The 16448-nt window shown below is 58.0% G+C and carries 10 protein-coding genes; 9 read left to right on the forward strand and 1 reads right to left on the reverse strand.

Translation table 11 applies throughout. The features are described from left to right. Window positions 1-46 precede the first annotated feature (46 nt). The 4 genes from CIK95_RS04485 to CIK95_RS13120 all read left to right on the forward strand — a co-directional run bounded on the left by CIK95_RS04485 (window position 47) and on the right by CIK95_RS13120 (window position 7716). On the forward strand, window positions 47-5500 hold the full coding sequence (locus tag CIK95_RS04485; protein ID WP_094466394.1) for an alpha-2-macroglobulin family protein: 5454 nt from the start codon (window positions 47-49) through the stop codon (window positions 5498-5500). A 1-nt stretch (window position 5501) separates the two neighbouring features. Continuing rightward, the gene (locus CIK95_RS04490) at window positions 5502-6596 is read left to right on the forward strand and encodes a DUF1573 domain-containing protein (protein WP_254046007.1); all 1095 of its coding nucleotides are present in this window, start codon (window positions 5502-5504) and stop codon (window positions 6594-6596) included. Window positions 6597-6608: 12 nt separating this feature from the next. Next, window positions 6609-7472, forward strand: coding sequence for a 4-hydroxy-3-methylbut-2-enyl diphosphate reductase (locus CIK95_RS04495; protein WP_022311286.1), 864 nt, complete (start codon window positions 6609-6611; stop codon window positions 7470-7472). Between the two features lie 76 nt (window positions 7473-7548). Next, window positions 7549-7716 (forward strand): hypothetical protein, encoded by a 168-nt coding sequence (locus tag CIK95_RS13120; RefSeq protein WP_158215089.1) that lies wholly within the window; start codon window positions 7549-7551, stop codon window positions 7714-7716. Window positions 7717-7752: 36 nt separating this feature from the next. Here CIK95_RS13120 and CIK95_RS04500 read toward each other — a convergent pair whose 3' ends face one another. After that, on the reverse strand, window positions 7753-8478 hold the full coding sequence (locus CIK95_RS04500; RefSeq protein WP_158215090.1) for a radical SAM protein: 726 nt from the start codon (window positions 8476-8478) through the stop codon (window positions 7753-7755). A 361-nt stretch (window positions 8479-8839) separates the two neighbouring features. Between CIK95_RS04500 and CIK95_RS04505 the strand changes: the two genes are divergently transcribed. The 5 genes from CIK95_RS04505 (at window position 8840) to CIK95_RS04525 (ending at window position 16447) form a co-directional block, all read left to right on the forward strand. Then, the gene (locus CIK95_RS04505; protein ID WP_022311284.1) at window positions 8840-9175 is read left to right on the forward strand and encodes a susC outer membrane protein; all 336 of its coding nucleotides are present in this window, start codon (window positions 8840-8842) and stop codon (window positions 9173-9175) included. A 31-nt stretch (window positions 9176-9206) separates the two neighbouring features. Beyond that, window positions 9207-11684: a glycoside hydrolase family 2 TIM barrel-domain containing protein gene (locus CIK95_RS04510; RefSeq protein ID WP_371591372.1), complete on the forward strand. Its 2478-nt coding sequence runs from the start codon at window positions 9207-9209 to the stop codon at window positions 11682-11684. A gap of 56 nt (window positions 11685-11740) precedes the next feature. Beyond that, window positions 11741-14578, forward strand: coding sequence for a two-component regulator propeller domain-containing protein (locus CIK95_RS04515; RefSeq protein ID WP_094466397.1), 2838 nt, complete (start codon window positions 11741-11743; stop codon window positions 14576-14578). A gap of 703 nt (window positions 14579-15281) precedes the next feature. Further along, complete coding sequence (locus CIK95_RS04520; protein ID WP_094466398.1) at window positions 15282-15776, forward strand: RNA polymerase sigma factor; 495 nt, start codon at window positions 15282-15284, stop codon at window positions 15774-15776. Further along, window positions 15773-16447 (forward strand): hypothetical protein, encoded by a 675-nt coding sequence (locus CIK95_RS04525; protein WP_094466399.1) that lies wholly within the window; start codon window positions 15773-15775, stop codon window positions 16445-16447. Before CIK95_RS04520 ends, CIK95_RS04525 begins: the two co-directional genes overlap by 4 nt. The last annotated feature ends 1 nt before the right edge of the window (window position 16448 follow it).

A 16448-nucleotide genomic window follows, 5' to 3' on the forward strand; every position in this document is an offset into this window, starting at 1 on the left:
CTATTTTTACTAATTTTGCGATATAGTAACTACAGAACTGACAATAATGAAGAAATCGGTCATATTATTCACTCTGATGCTCATCGCCGTGGTGCGGGCATCGGCTGCCGACACCTACACCTCGCTCTGGCAGCGCTACGACAAGGCTGCCGCCGCATGGCAGCCACGCACTGCCATCGCCGTGCTCGACAAGATTATCGTGCGCGCCACTGCCGAGAAAGCCTACGGCCATCTGGTCAAGGCACAGATAGCCCGTGGAGGGTTGACCATCCAGATATCGCCCGACTCACTCGACGCCGTGGCTGCGCAGATGGCTGCCGAAGAGCAGCGCGCCAAGTCGCCCGTGCTGCGCGCCGTCTATGCCACCGCCCTGGGCAAGCTCTACGCCATGCAGCAGAGAGGCATAAACCGCAAAGCCTATCAGCAGAAGAGTCGTGACTGCTTTGCCCGCGCCCTCAAGGACCCCGACCTGCTCGCCAAGACCCAGGCCAAGACCTACGAGCCTGCCGTGGAGCGCCGGGATATGAGCAAGGCGTTCGGAGGCGACCTGCTCCACGTTGTGGCTGGTGAGGCCAAGGAGTATGGGCTGCTCAACCGCTACTACGAAGCCCACGGCAACCGCCGCGCCGCCTGTCTGGCCGCCTGCCTCGACCTGCGTGAGAACCACAGCGACTGGCTTTACACCCGCAGCGGCAAGCAGCACTACCAGCACGCCATAGACTCGCTCATCAATGTATACCAAGACCTCGACGAGTGTGGCGAGCTGGCCATAGACCACTATGAGGCTATGGATGAAGATGCTAAAGACATCGTAGAGCGCCGCATAAGATACATAGACTGGGCTATAGCCAAGTGGGGAGCATGGCCCCGCATGAATATCCTGCGCAACAGGCGCACCGACCTCACCGCGCCCCAGTTCAACATCAGTCTCCAGGAGCGGCAGATGCTGCCCGGCAAGGAGCGCAAGATACATATCAACTCGATACGCAATATCCACCAACTCACCCTCAATGTCTATCGGCTCAGCAAGCCCTATGCCGACATCAGTAGCGAGTCTCTGCAACAGACAGACAAACTGGTGGAGACGCTCAGACAAGACGCAGGCAAGACACCCGTGCAGACGGTGGTGCGCAAGTATATCGGCCATGCCGACTACAAGCTGCTCTCCGACTCTGCCACGCTCGCCCCGCTGCCCTTGGGCAGTTATCTGGTCGAGGTGCAGGCCGATGTCAAGGGCGTGAAGCCCCAGTATGCCCTTCTCTCCGTAAGCGACCTGCTCCTGATGGTGCAGAGCCAGTCGGCTAAGGGCACTGCCAATATGAGGCTGGTAGTGGTAAACGCTACAACGGGAAACCCCGTGCCTGAGGCATCCATCATCATCAGACGCGACATGCGCCGCTGCGACCAGGACACCGTCATCCGCGTCAACCGCAAGGGCGAGGCGCTCTGCACGGGCAAGTGGGGAGGCAGCTATATGCGCGCTACTTCGGGCATGGACATCAACAGTCCGTTTGGTCAGACATGGTCGATGCTCTCATACCTAAAGTCCAAGGCAGAAGAGCGGTTCAGCTTCTTTACCGACCGCAGCATCTATCGTCCCGGACAGACCGTGCAGGTGGCTGTGGTGGGAGCCTACAGGAGCAGCGCCACCCAAGGCGACGCCATCACAGGTCGCGACCTCACCCTACGTCTGCACGACGCCAACAGCCGGGTGATAGCCGAGCACAAGGTGACCACCGACAGCTATGGCACCGCCCACAGCCAGTTTGTGCTGCCCGCCACCGGCCTCACCGGTAGATACTACATAGACAGCGACATGCCCTATTCGCTCAGCACCAGTTTCAGGGTCGAGGAATACAAGCGTCCTACGTTCAAGATAGAATGGGACACGATACGCACCCGTTACGAGGCTGGCGACACGCTCCTGCTCACCGGTAGGGTGATGACCTATGCCGGAGTGCCTGTGCAGCACGCCAAGGTGAGCGCCAAGTCTACACGCCGGATAGGACTGTGGTGGTGGCGTTTCGGTCGCGGTGACAGCCATGTCGAGCAGTTGCCCGCTGCGGTCACCGACAGTCAGGGCCGCTTCGGTCTGCGTCTGCCCCTCACGGTCAAGGATGCCGACTACGACCGTCAGGTCTTTTACTCCTTTGATGTCAGCGCCACCGTCACCGATGCCGCCGGAGAGAGCCACGACGCCCAGACCTCTGTAGCCCTTGGTACGCGTCCTACAGTGCTCAGCTGCGACATGGCAGACCAGATAGAGCGCGACAGCATCGGCTCCATACGCTTTGACTACCGCAACAGCGCCGGTCAGAAAATCGAAGGCACCGTGAGCTATACCCTCGGCAAGCATAGCTATACCGCCAAGGCCAACGAGGCGGTAGACCTGAGAGCCCTCCTCAAGGGGCTGAAGAGCGGCCGCCATGTGCTCACCGCCGTGTGTGACAGCGACACCCTCGTACACCCGTTTGTACTCTTCAGCGCTACCGACAGCCGTGCCCCCATCGATACCCCCGACTGGTTCTATCTGAGCGGCACCCGCTTCAAGGGCAAGGACAAGGTAAGGCTGCAACTTGGCTCTTCTGCCCCCGAACAGTACGTCGTCTACAGTCTCTTTGCCGACGACCGCGTGATAGAGAGCGGCTCGCTCCACCTCAAGGGCCAGCTCCATCTGCGCGACTTCACCTACCGCGATGACTATGGCGACGCCCTCACCCTCACCTATGCTTGGGTCAAGGACGGCCGCCGCTACATACACACCCAGCGCATCATGCGGCCTATGCCCGACAAGCGGCTTGTGGCACGCTGGACCACCTTCCGCGACCGCCTCGTGCCTGGACAGCAGGAAACGTGGACCCTCCACGTGAGCCGCCCCGACGGCAAGCCCGCCGACGCCCAGCTCATAGCCTCGCTCTACGACCATTCGCTCGATGCCATTTATGCCCATGACTGGCGCTTCTACAACGAGTATGGCGCAAGCCGGCTCTACAATGCCGACTGGCGCATACCCTACAGCCGAAGTATCGGTCTGTACAGTTATCTCGAGACCAAGATGCTGGTAGAGCCCGACCTGTCGCTCTCGCAACTTACGGCGTGGCCCTGCCGGTTCCTCTATCGCACCGCAGGCCCCATGTATGCCGGTTCGGCATCTGCAGGCAGGGAGCTCTTTGTGAGGGGAGTAGCCAGCGCCGAGTCGACCCGTGCCAATAGGGTCAAGGACAAACTGGCGTCTGATGCGGCGATGCCCGAGCCGTCGGTCACCGAGACAGAGAAGGAGCCCGAGTGGGCCTCTCTGCGCGAGAACTTCAACGAGACCGTCTTCTTCTATCCCTCCCTGCAGACCGATGCCAAGGGCGACATCGCCATCAGCTTCCGTCTGCCCGAGTCGGTGACCACGTGGAAGTTCAAGGGCCTCGTACACGACCGCAACCTCAATGCTACCACCATCGAAGCCCTCGCCGTGGCACAGAAGAAGGTGATGGTGCAGCCCAATATGCCCCGCTTTGTGCGCAATGGTGACCATGCCACCATCGCCGTGCGTGTGACCAATGCCTCGGACCATCGCCAGAGCGGCCGACTGCGTCTGGAGCTCACCACCGCCGACGGCAGTCGCACCCTCGTGGCGCGTCAGCAGAACTTTGATGTCGACGCCAAGGCTGCGGCTACCCTCTATTTCGCCTTCGACCTCTCTACCGACGAGACTCTTGTGGTGTGCAAGGCTATGGCTACCGGCAGCGACTTTGCCGATGGCGAACAGCACTATCTGCCCGTATTGCCCGACCGTGAACAGGTGGTCAACACCCGTCCGTTTACCCTCACGGGCACCGGCACCCACACCATAGACCTGACATCCCTATACTCCGCCGGCGCCACGCGCACGCATACCACTATAGAATATACCGACAACCCCGCATGGCTCATGATACAGGCTCTGCCGTCGATGGCCAACCCCTCGGGCGACAACGCCATGAGCCTCGTCACCGCCTACTATGCCAACGCCATCGCCCAGCACATCATCGGCAGTTCGCCCGCTATCGCCCAGGCTATAAGCCTCTGGCAGCAGCGTCCCGATGAGTCGCTCACAGGTGTGCTGGAAAAGAACGAGAGTCTGAAGCAGACCGTTCTGGCTGAAACCCCGTGGCTCATGGATGCCGCCCGCGACACCCAGCGTATGCATAGTCTGGCCCGATACCTCGATGCCAACCAGCTGGCTGCTTCGCAGTCGTCTATCCTGCGTCGCCTCGGTGACCTGCAGGACGAAGACGGTACGTTGGCATGGTGGAAAGGCATGACAGGCAACGTCTATATGACTGCCGCCGTGGCAGAGACGCTGGCAAGGCTCGACCGCATCGTCGGCAAGCAGACCGCCACGCAGAATATCCTGGACAACGCACTGACAGCATTGGACAGAGTGATGGCACAGCGCGTGGAGGAAATGAAGAAACGTGACCCCAAGAACCATACGACCGACCGCCTCGACTATATCGAGACACGCTATCTCTACGCCTCTGCACTCGCCGGGCGCAAGGCAACCCCCACCATCGACTATCTGCTCGATATCATGGAGAAGCAGAAGCACGTGGCCACCATCGCCGACAAGGCGCAGAGCGCCGTGGTGCTCGCCCTCTACGGACGCGATGCCAGGGCCAAGGAGTGCCTGAAGAGTGCGCGCGAGTTTACCGTCTACAAGGACGGCATGGGTCGCTACTACGATACTCCGCTTGCCGGCTACTCTTGGTGCAGCTACCGCATCCCCACACAGGTAGCCACCATCGAGGCAATGGGTCTGCTCGCTCCCCAAGACAGCGTTGCCATCGACGAGATGCGGCAGTGGCTCTTGCAGGAGAAGCGTACGACGGCTTGGGACACACCGATAAACAGCGTAAACGCCATCTATGCCTTCCTCAAGGACAACGGCTCGGCCCTCGCGCCAGCCACAGGCACACGCATCACCATCGACGGCAAGCCGATGGAAGCCGACACCAGCGTGCCGATGATCGGCGCGCAGACCTGGCAGGCCGACGGCGCCGTCAACTCGATAGCCATCACCAAGCAGCAGCCCCACACCAGTTGGGGTGCCGTCTATGCCTCGATGATGCTGCCATCCGACAAGGTAGAGAAGGCCGGTGAAGGTTTCAGCATCGAGCGCCAAGTTGTCGGAGGCACCCACCTCGGCGTGGGCGACAAGGTAACCGTGCGTATCATCATCCGCGCCGACCGCGACTACGACTTTGTCGAAGTCACCGACAAGCGCGCTGCGTGTCTGGAGCCCGTCGTCCAGCTGAGCGGTTATCGTCAGGGTTGCTATGAGGCCCTGCGCGACTGCCGCACATCCTATTATTTCGACCGGATGGGCAAGGGCACCCATGTCATCGAGACCTCCTACTATGTAGACCGTGCCGGCGACTACCGGGCAGGTCAGTGCACCGTGCAGTGTGCCTACAGTCCATCCTTTGCCGGTCGTGCTGCCGGTGAAATCATCCACGTAAATCCATAATATGACCATAATGAACCTATCCTCACACTCTCACCGTCTGGTGATGACCCTCTTCACGCTGTGCGTGGCGCCGATGGCGCTTATGGCACAGAAGATAACAGTAGCCCAACCCACCATCGACTGCGGACAGGTGCAGTATCGCCGCCCCGTGACCGTACAGTTTGAGGCCCGCAACCAGAGCGGGCGTCCCATCACCATCGCCAAAGTGCGCAGCAGTTGCGGATGCACAGTGGCAAGTTACCCCAGTCAGGCCATAGCCAACGGCAAGACCTTCAAGGTAAGCGCTGTCTATGACGCCCGTCAGTTGGGACACTTCCAGAAAGAGCTGGCGCTCTATGTCGATGGCGGCAATAAGCCCGTGTATCTCACCCTGCGTGGCGTGGTCGTGGAAGAGGTCATCGACTATACCGGCGACTTCCCCCTCGAGCTCGGCGACCTGCGTGTCGACAAGACCGACGTGGAATATGATGACGTCAACCGTGGCGAGCGACCCTTCTTCCGCATCAATATCCTCAACCCCACCTCCAAGGCAGTGAGCCCGCAGGTGATGCACCTGCCCAACTACCTCGAGGCACAAGTGTCGCCGTCGACGATAGCCGCCGGGCGTCCCGGAGTGGTGACCCTCACGCTGCTGTCAGACAAGTTGCGCGACTTCGGACTCACCCAGACCACCATCTACCTGGGCAGCAATCCCGGTGAGCGCGTCTCTGCCGACAAGGCCATCGAGGTGTCGGCGGTGCTGCTGCCCTCGTTTAAGAATATCACCGACGCCACCCGTCAGTATGCCCCCAAGATGAGCCTCTCTGCCACCTACCTCGACCTGGGCAGCTTTGACGGTAAAAAGAAGAAGCGCGGCGAGATTATCATCACCAACAACGGACGCACCGACCTCGAGATACGCAACATACAGATGTTTACCGCCGGACTGGAGGTGTCGCTCTCGACCCGCAAGATAGCTCCCGGCGCGTCGGCTCGTCTGCGCGTGACCGCCGTGGCATCGGCGCTCCACAAGGTGCGTACTCGGCCACGCATACTGATGATTACCAACGACCCCGACAATGCCAAGGTGGTGATAGCCGTAGATGTAAAACGATAGATCCTTATCCTGATGATACAGATAGAAATAGACAGCGGTAGCGGATTTTGCTTCGGAGTGACTACCGCCATCAGCAAAGCCGAAGAAGAACTCTCACGCAGCGATACGCTCTACTGCCTGGGTGATATCGTGCACAACGGCATGGAGGTAGAGCGTCTCCATCTGCAGGGACTGCAGACTATAGACCACAGCCAGTTGTCTCAGCTCCACGATGTCAAGGTGCTGCTGCGTGCGCATGGCGAGCCGCCGGCTACTTATGCCACCGCCGAGCGCAACCATATAGAAATCATCGATGCCACTTGTCCTGTGGTGCTCCAGCTCCAACGCCGCATCAAGCGCCAGTATGACGACAATCCCCAGGCACAGATTGTCATCTTTGGCAAGAACGGCCATGCCGAGGTCTTGGGTCTCGTGGGTCAGACTGATGGCAACGCCATCGTGGTAGAGAACCTTGACGACGCCAGCCATCTCTGTTTCGACCGCGACATTTACCTCTACTCGCAGACAACCAAGTCGCTCGACGAGTTTCATGCCCTCATAGCCTACATCCAGGCGCATATCTCTCCCCAAGCCACCTTCCGCAGCTTTGACACCATCTGCCGCCAGGTTGCCAACCGTATGCCCAACATTGCCGCCTTTGCCGCCCGCCACGACATGATACTCTTTGTGAGCGGCCACAAGAGCAGCAACGGCAAGGTGCTCTTCAATGAGTGTCTGCGCGTCAACGCCAACAGCCACCACATCGAGCAGCCGTCGGAGATAGACCTGCACTGGCTCGACGGAGTCAAGACCATAGGTATATGTGGGGCTACGAGCACGCCCAAGTGGATAATGGAGCAGTGTAGAGACCATATCCTCGAGGCGCTGAAGCGCTGAAGCGAGGGTGGGCTTCATCGCGGCTTCGCTGGGTGATGTCTCCGCACCAGCCGAGATTGTCTCCGCACCCGTCGAGATGACCTCCACGCCCGCCGAGATTGTCTCCGCACCCGCCGAGATGACTTCTACGCCCGCCGAGATGACCTTCCCGCCAAAAAATACTAACAGACCGCCGCTGAAGACAAGCCCGAGGGCCAACTTCAGCGGCGGTCTGCGTGTAGAGGGGCTGCCGGTCGATGCGTAGCTATCCTCCCTCTGTCTATACCTTATTATATATATGCTATTTGGATGGCTTGACGATGTATTCGGTTCTCTCTATATGCGTCAAGCCCATCGCCCGTAGCTCGTCGACGCTCCGCTCTACATCGGTATCGGTGTTGAAGTCGGGGATGAGCGGCACCTTGACCCTAATCTTCTCTTCGGGCACCAGCTTCATGAGTTCGGCGAGCCGCTCCTTGACTACCGGTTCGGCGGAGGTGTATTCCCTGTAGATATAGCTGTTCATATCCTTGACATCGACTATCCACTCGTCGATATGGGGTGCCAGTGCCTCTATGGCATCGGTGGTGCAGCACAGCGAGCTTTCTATCGTGAACCTCCAGTGGCTGGGGCAGAGCGGGATGAAGGCTGTGATGAACGCGTGCTGCGTCGTGGGCTCGCCGCCACCGAAGCAGATGCCTCCGCCCGTGGTCTGGAAGTAGATATTGTCCATCTTCACCATCTCGTAGAGTTCCAGTGGCGTGACCCAGTGTATTCCGGGCGTCAGGGTGTGGCCTTCGCTGCCGTCGCCGTTGCCGCCCACATCGTAGTGGCAGCGGTCGTTGAGGCAATACCTGCACTTCAGCGGGCAGCCCATCATTGCGACCAGGGTGGTGATGCCCTTGCCGTCGGTTCCCATGCGCAGCCGGCTGATGCCGAATATGGCAATCTTCTTATCCTTTATGTCTGTCATGATTATGGCTTTATCTGAGTAGGCAGTAAGCTGCTTGCCGACAAATTTACACATTATTACAATAATAGCATTGGTTTCGCTCCGTTTTTTTTCGTATGATAGATTTGTCATTCATGGCACGATACGTGTAATGCACATCACGAATTATATCATTGGCACCTTGAATTTGTCATTTCATACTTTGAAGTCGGAAAAAAGATAACCCCCAGTCGTTTATCTGTCTGATTGTGGATAAAAGAGGCCGTCTTTCTTGGCAACATATCGGTCATATTGGCAACAAAACGGACAAAAACGCGCGAAATGACCACTTGTGTCCGTTTTATTTTTATCTTTGTCTGATATATGTCTTGTTGTTTTTACCCTATTGGCTAATTTTGCCACAGTTAAAAACCAACAACCTAACATAGTAACTAAAATGTACGCAATCTTAAGACAACTGAAGAGAAGCTATCTTCTCGTGGCATTGTTGCTCATGGGCTGTCTGCCAGTCTTGGCACAGACTCGAACCATCCAGGGTAAAGTGACAGATGCACAAAATGGTGCCCCCCTCATCGGCGCCTCGGTAGTGGTGACTGTCTACGTGGGTGAGAGCAAGGATGACCAACAGGCCAACTACGGTTCGGACCCTTCAGACCTCTTCAAGCTGTCTACAGCCGACGGCAACTGGAACATCTGGTTCAAGGACGATGTCAACGGCACCGAGGTGACCGTCACCGCCGACCTCAACGCCATGACCTGGAAATACGAATAATACAACAACCGACTAACAATTACAGACAACAATGAAAAATATAATAGCAAAAGCCCTGCTGCTGGCTTCCACACTTATGTTGGCCCTCTCCACGGGGTGCCGGGCCCAGGTAAGCCGTGTTATCGACCTCCCCGACTGGGATTTCTCACGCGACGGCCAGTCGTGGCAACCCGTCCGGGTGCCCCACGATTGGGCTATATCGGGGCCTTTCGACAAGAAGTGGGATCTGCAGATGGTCGCCATCGAGCAGAACGGCGAGACCGAGAAGACCGAGAAGTCGGGCCGCTCGGGCGCGCTGCCCTGGATAGGTGAGGGATATTACCGCATGCGTCTGGCGCTGCCCAAGGGCTACAAGCGCGCCGTACTGGTGTTCGACGGAGCTATGAGCGAACCCGTGGTGAGCGTCAACGGGCGTGAGGCAGGCCGCTGGGCCTATGGCTACAACGCCTTCCGCATCGACATCACATCCTTTGTCAAGTTTGGCTCCAAGGACAATCTTGTCGAGGTGCATCTCAACAACTGCGAAGAGAGCTCGCGCTGGTATCCTGGTGGCGGTCTCTACCGTCCGGTCCATGTCGAGCTCTATGGCGATGCCGCCTTCTCTCCCTGGGACACCTATGTGCGCACCCTCAGTGCCACCCGCGATGAGGCCCAGGTCGAGGTGAGCGCTCTGCTTCAAGGCAATATGGGCAAGCGTGGCTACACCGTGGTCTCTCTGGCCGATGCCGAGGGTAGGGTGGTGGCTGCCGACACGCTGCAGGGCAACGCCCCCCAGTTCCAGACCACGCTCCGTGTGGTCGAGCCCCGACTCTGGTCGCCCGAGTCGCCCACGCTCTATCGGCTCAGCCTCGCCCGCTATGAGGGGCGCCGCCTGGTCGATGTGCAGACCGTCAAGACCGGCATACGCACCATCTCGGTGAGCCGCGAACACGGCTTCCAGCTCAATGGCGTGAGCCGTAAGATTAAGGGAGTGTGTCTCCACCACGACCTCGGCCCCCTCGGCGCTGCCGAAAACAAGGCTGCCCTCATCCGCCAGATTAAGATGATGAAGGCCATGGGTTGCGACGCCATCCGCACAGCCCACAACATGCCTTCTACCATGCAGATGGAGCTCTGCGACTCGCTCGGCATGATGGTTATGGCCGAGAGCTTCGACATGTGGGTCTATCCCAAGTGCAAGAACGGCTACGCCCGTTTCTTCGAGGAGTGGGGCGACAGAGACATCACCAATCTGGTGAAGCACCACCGCAACCACCCCAGCATCATCATGTGGAGTATAGGCAACGAGATACCCGAGCAGTGGAGCAAAGAGGGCGTTGCCATCGCCCGCCGTCTGCAGGACCTCTGCCACCAGTACGACCCCTCGCGCCCTGTCACCCAGGGCATGGACCGGGCCGAAGAATCCTTGGCCTCAGGTTTCGCCCAGGTGATGGATGTGCCGGGTTTCAACTACCGCGTTCACAAGTATTACAACAATATGGCACAGTTGCCCCAGGGTTTTCTGCTCGGGTCTGAGACGGCATCGACCGTGAGCTCGCGCGGAGTATACAAGTTCCCGGTAAGGGTAGGGGCGCACAACAACAATCCCTATCCCGACGGCCAGTGTTCGAGTTACGACACCGAGTATTGCTCGTGGAGCAATCTGCCCGACGACGACTGGCAGATGCAGGATGACCACAGCTGGGTTATCGGCGAGTTTGTGTGGACAGGCTACGACTATCTGGGCGAGCCCACGCCCTATGACACCTACTGGCCTTCGCGCAGCAGCTATTTTGGTATCTGCGACCTGGCTGGACTGCCCAAAGACCGCTATTACATGTATCGTGCCCACTGGAATGGTCGTGTACACACCACCCATCTGCTGCCCCACTGGAACTGGAGCGGGCGTGAGGGAGAGCCTACACCCGTATACTGCTACACCGACGGCGTCGAGGGCGAGCTCTTCGTCAACGGCAAGAGCCAGGGGCGTGTGCGCAAGGACCCGACAAGCCGTCTCGACCGTTACCGCCTCAGATGGAACGACGTGAGATACGAACCCGGCGAGATACGCGTGGTCACCTACAACCAGTATGGAGAAAAGGTGGGCGAAGACTGTCGCCGTACAGCCGGAGAGCCATCGCAGATACGCCTCGAGGTAGACTGCCCCGACCACGTTTCTACCGGCGTGGCGTGCTTGGTCGAGGGCTGCGACCACAACCATGATGCCTCCCTCAACGCCGACGGTCACGACCTGGCCTTCATCACGGTCAGCATGCTCGATGCCGATGGCAACGAGTGTCCGCTTGCCGACGACGAGCTCACCTTCGAGGTCAGCGGCGCCGGAGAGTTCAAGGCGGCATGCAACGGCGATGCCACCTCGCTCGAGTCGTTTACCCAGCCCCGCATGCGGCTCTTCTCGGGCAAGCTGGTACTCATCGTCCAGAGCCTGAAGCAGGCGGGCGAGGTCACCGTGAGGGTCAGAAGCGCTGCCCGCAATATCGAGAAAACCGTTACTTTGAAAGTCGGTTGATTTTTTCTTGCCAATATGTTTGCCAGTGTGCTTTTTAATGCGTATTTTTGTTGTATATGAAGCAGACTATCAGACATATTGGCATGTTTATATTCATGCACATCATCTGTTGTGCGCTCCATGCACAACGGTTTACCAACATCACGCTCGACGGAGCGCAGACCATCTACGCCATCATGCAGGACAGTCAGGGCCTGATGTGGATAGGTACCGATGCCGGACTCTTCAGCTACGACGGGTACCACGGCTATCGCCACTTCGGCGACTGTACGGTGGCCAATACGCGCGTAAATGCTCTGGCGCAGCAGTCCAATATGCTCTATCTTGCCACCGCCAACGGTCTGCAGGCCTTCGACCTCGACACCTATGCCTATAGACCCAGTACCGCCACTGCTGCGGGCACTACCACTACCCGCAAGACTCCCACCGAGCTGCGCGTCATCGACCTGCGTCATGGCAGCGACGGCTATGGCAGCGATGTCTACGCCCTGCTTCCCACGCGGAGAGGGCTGCTCAAGGGCACCATCTCCGGACTCTATCTCGGCCGTAGGCAGATAGCCTTCTGCCAGGGCACCCAGCCACTGGTCAACGCCCTTGCCTACGATGCCCACCGCCGCTGCTACTGGATAGGCACCGAGGGCGCCCTCTACCGCGCCGACCTGCAGTTGAAGTCGTTTACCCGTATCGACGCCCTCAACGGTCACTCCATCAAGTGCTTTGCCCTTGCTGCCAACGGCACCCTGTATATTGGCACCGACGACGGACTCTTCTCCATGGCTGTCAGTGGTACCATCAGCCACTATCAGCACGACTCCCACGACGCCTCGTCTATCCCCAACAACATCGTGTGGGCATGCTATGTCGACAAGTGGCAGAATGTGTGGATAGGAACCGACAACGGGCTGTCGCGCCTGTCGTCCCATACCTATTATATATATACTCCGCTCTACAAGGCTACCCTGTCTAATGAGGGCAACTGTCTGCACGCTCTCTGCCAGACGCGCGACGGCGAATGGTGGATGGGTGGCACCAATGGCGTGATAAGACAGGGCAAGGCATGGTATCGGCAGAACAACAGCCAGCACCCGCTGAGCCACAACCGCGTGCGCAAAATCTATCAAGACCGCGAGGGCGGCGTCTGGGTGTGTACCGACCACGGCATCAACCTCTATGACAGCCGCTCGGGCCAGATGCGCAACTTCATCGTCTACGACCCCACGCGCAGATACTCCACAGCGTGGGCTTATGATATACTCCAAGACCGGCAGGGACGCATGTGGATGGCGTCATACATGGGCGGCATCTTCGTCGTAGACCGCCAGCGGCTCGTGCAGACCGTCACTGCAGCCACGGCTTCATCGCCGTCGGCTACGGCTACGCTCGTGGCCGATGTGCATCTTGCCGACCACGGCGCCAATGCCCTCTCGGCGCTGCATGTGGGCCAGTTGGTAACCGATGCCCAGGGTATGGTGTGGGCTTCGACCGGCAACCACGTAGACCGCATCAATCCCAAGACCATGAAGATCGAGGCTGTGCCCGCGGACGATGTGGTCAACTATATCATGGCCGATGCCCGTGGCAATGTGTGGATGGGCAGCAATGGCAAGGTGAGATGCTATGTCATGGAGGGCAAAGCCACATGGCCCGTCAAGCCCCGCGAGTGGCAGATAGGCGGCAAGGTGGCATGTATGAGCGATGTCGACGGGCACACCTGGGTGGTGAGCGGCCAGGAGTGCTGTGTCATCGGCCTCGACGGCAAGAGTTTCAGATTCAAGATACCCCAGGACATCACGCCCATGACCATCTACTATTCGCCCACGCAGCGCCAGGTGGTGATGGGTGGCAATGACGGCTATGTGACGCTCAATGCCGACGCGCCCACAGCGAGCGTCCATCCCCGGAGGCTCATGCTCGCTGGCGTGATGGTCAATGGCCGCCAGCTGCAGGGGGCTATGGCCGACGGTCGGGCAGCCGGCAGCGACGACGGTCGTGTGAAAACCCTCGAGCAGGCTCCGCGTACCATGGACAGACTGGTGATAGAGAGCGACGAGAACAACTTCACGCTGCAGCTTACCGACCTGCCCTTCTCAGACCATCCCTCGGCGGTCTATGCCTATCGCCTCGAGGGCAGCGACCACGACTGGCAGTATATGACGCATCGCAATCTGGACATAAGTTACAACGGCCTGCCCCATGGTAGCTATCATCTCACGGTGCATGCCGTTGAAGGCGAGGGCAATATCGGCGACGAGGTCTACAGGCTCGACATATCGATACTGCCACCATGGTATCTCTCGCTCTGGGCCAAACTCGTCTACACCCTGCTGGCTGCCGCCATCGCCTGGGGTAGCCTCAAGTTTGTGTGGGTCAGAAAGCGACTGGCAGAGGAGCGCCGCCAGAAGGCGGAGATACTCGAGCAGGTCGACGCACGTATGAGTTTCTTCAACCGACTGGCCGAAGACCTGAAGAGCGCGGTGGGTCATCGCTCTTTTGATGAGATACTCGACCTCACCAACAGCTATCTGGGCATCCAGGCAGAAAAGGTGGAAATCGAGGAACCCGAGTTGAGCCCCGCGGACCAGCGTCTGCTCACGGAAATCAACGAGGCGATAGAAGCCCACATGATAGACTCAGACTTCAACGTCACCACCCTGCAGGAAATCGTGGGCATGGGTGGCAAGCAGCTCTACCGCAAGCTCAAGGCGATGACCGGCAAGACGCCCGTGGAGTATATCCGCGACATACGCATGCACAAGGCGGCGCTCATGCTCAAGGAGGGCAAGTTCAGCGTGTCGGAGGTGATGTATACAGTGGGCTTCTCCAACAGCAGCTACTTCTCCAAGTGCTTCTCCAAGGCGTATGGCACCACTCCCACTGAGTATATGAAGAGATAACCACCGTCTCTGCCCTCTCCGCCGTCAGGCAGGCTGTGGAGCAGGGTAGCGGCGTAGACTTTAGCATAGATGTTTGCAGCCAAGAGGGCAGCAAGCATCTTTTTTTGTCCATGTTTGCAGCGATAAGTGTTGTATGCGCCTTTGCTTGGTCCATGCTTGCAGCGGAAAAAGTCGTAATCACCTTTTCTTAGTCCATCTTTGCAGCGGCAGGAAAGGCAGACGCCGTCATGGAGCCTAGTGCTGCATCGCTGTGGGTTGTAGTTGAATATCGTGTAAGCCGTCGATAATAAGCGAGTTCATGGCGGTTGCCGGTTCGTGCCTTATGATACGAGTTCACGTATCATATGTTACGAGCCTACGTATCATAAGGCACGAGGTCTCGTGTCATAAGTTACGAGCCGCCCATGGTGGTCACGGCGCCGCTAATGGTAATGCCCGCAGCGCTGTCATCGGTTGCGAGTCGTCTGAGTCGTACTATTGTCTTTTTATATCTAAATTCCCTGCTTTTGTTTGTGGTTGCGACATTTATTTATTAACTTTGTCGCAAATCTTGCGACGTTTTCTGCGGTTTATCGTTGCATCCATAATGCTATGCTTGACCATCTGGTTGGCTTAGTAGACAACTATAAAGAAAAAGTCTGGTTGCTCTGGTAGCGAAACCAGGCTTTTTGTGTTATTATAGTAGTAACAAATCTTAGCGACGATGGATATACAAGAGTTCATACATGGTGTAGAGGGTCTGCGCAGCAATCTACTGAAGCAGGCAAGGCACTATCTGAACGACGCAGACGACGCAGAGGATGCCGTCCAGGAGACTCTTGTGAAGCTGTGGGTAGTCAGAGACCGTGTGGCAGAAGCCTCGAAGATGAGGAATATGGCTGCCGTGGTTTGCCGGAACGTATCGCTCAACATGCTGCGCGACAAGCGGCAGACTGTCTCTATCGATGGGGCATGGGAGGTGGCCTCGCACGCCAATCCGGAGATACAGCTGGAGGAACGGGAGGGACAGCAACGGCTGCAACGTAATATTCAGGCGCTCACAGACAAGCAACGGGCAATGCTCAGGATGCGCAATGTGGAGAATATGCAGTATGCGGATATCGCCAAGATAATGGGAACGTCGGAGTCGTCGGTCCGGGGCATGATAAGCAAGGCTCGGATGGCGCTCGTACAACTAATGAAAGGGACAGAGTTATGATACAGACTAAGGAAAACATAGGAAAACTTCTTGAAAGGTTTGTCCAAGGACTGACAACGGAGTCGGAAGAACAGCTGCTGTCGGACTACTTCAGCACGGCTGAGGCTATCCCCGAAGAGTGGATGGTGTTTAAGGAGCTGTTTGACAGCTTCTCTACCGATGTCTATGACTTCAGTGAGGATGAAAAGGACGCCATGCTGGCTCGGGTTCCCCGAAAGAAAGGCAAGAGCGTAACTCTGTGGATCTGGGCGGTGGCTGCCTGTGCCGTAGCGGTCATGGTAATCGCTATCCCCATGATGAGGAATAGCGGGGAGATGGCTCAGAAGCCTGTGGCTGAGGTTAGGCGGCAGGCTGAGGTCAAGCGCGTAGTGGAGACCACGCCCAATGTGCCGCCCCAGAAGGTAGAACCTCGCGCAGAGACGGTTCCCAAACCCGCCAAGTCTGCTGGCAGACCGCAGGAGAAGCAGACCGAGCGCATCAGTACCCCAGAACTGCTGGAGGCGGTGGCTCTGTTGGCCGATGTGGTGCCCGATGATATCGTCATCTCTTCTCACGACGACGAGTTCAAGGTCAGTACCGTGTCAGACAACGGTAACTCCAACTCGTATATGCTCAGGCGGGGCTCGGGCGAGTCATCCATAGAATTGGTATCGCAATCCATAAACTTCTAAA

Origin of the sequence: Prevotella sp. P5-108, assembly GCF_002251385.1 — a bacterium.
In the GTDB taxonomy this organism is placed as follows: Bacteria; Bacteroidota; Bacteroidia; order Bacteroidales; family Bacteroidaceae; genus Prevotella.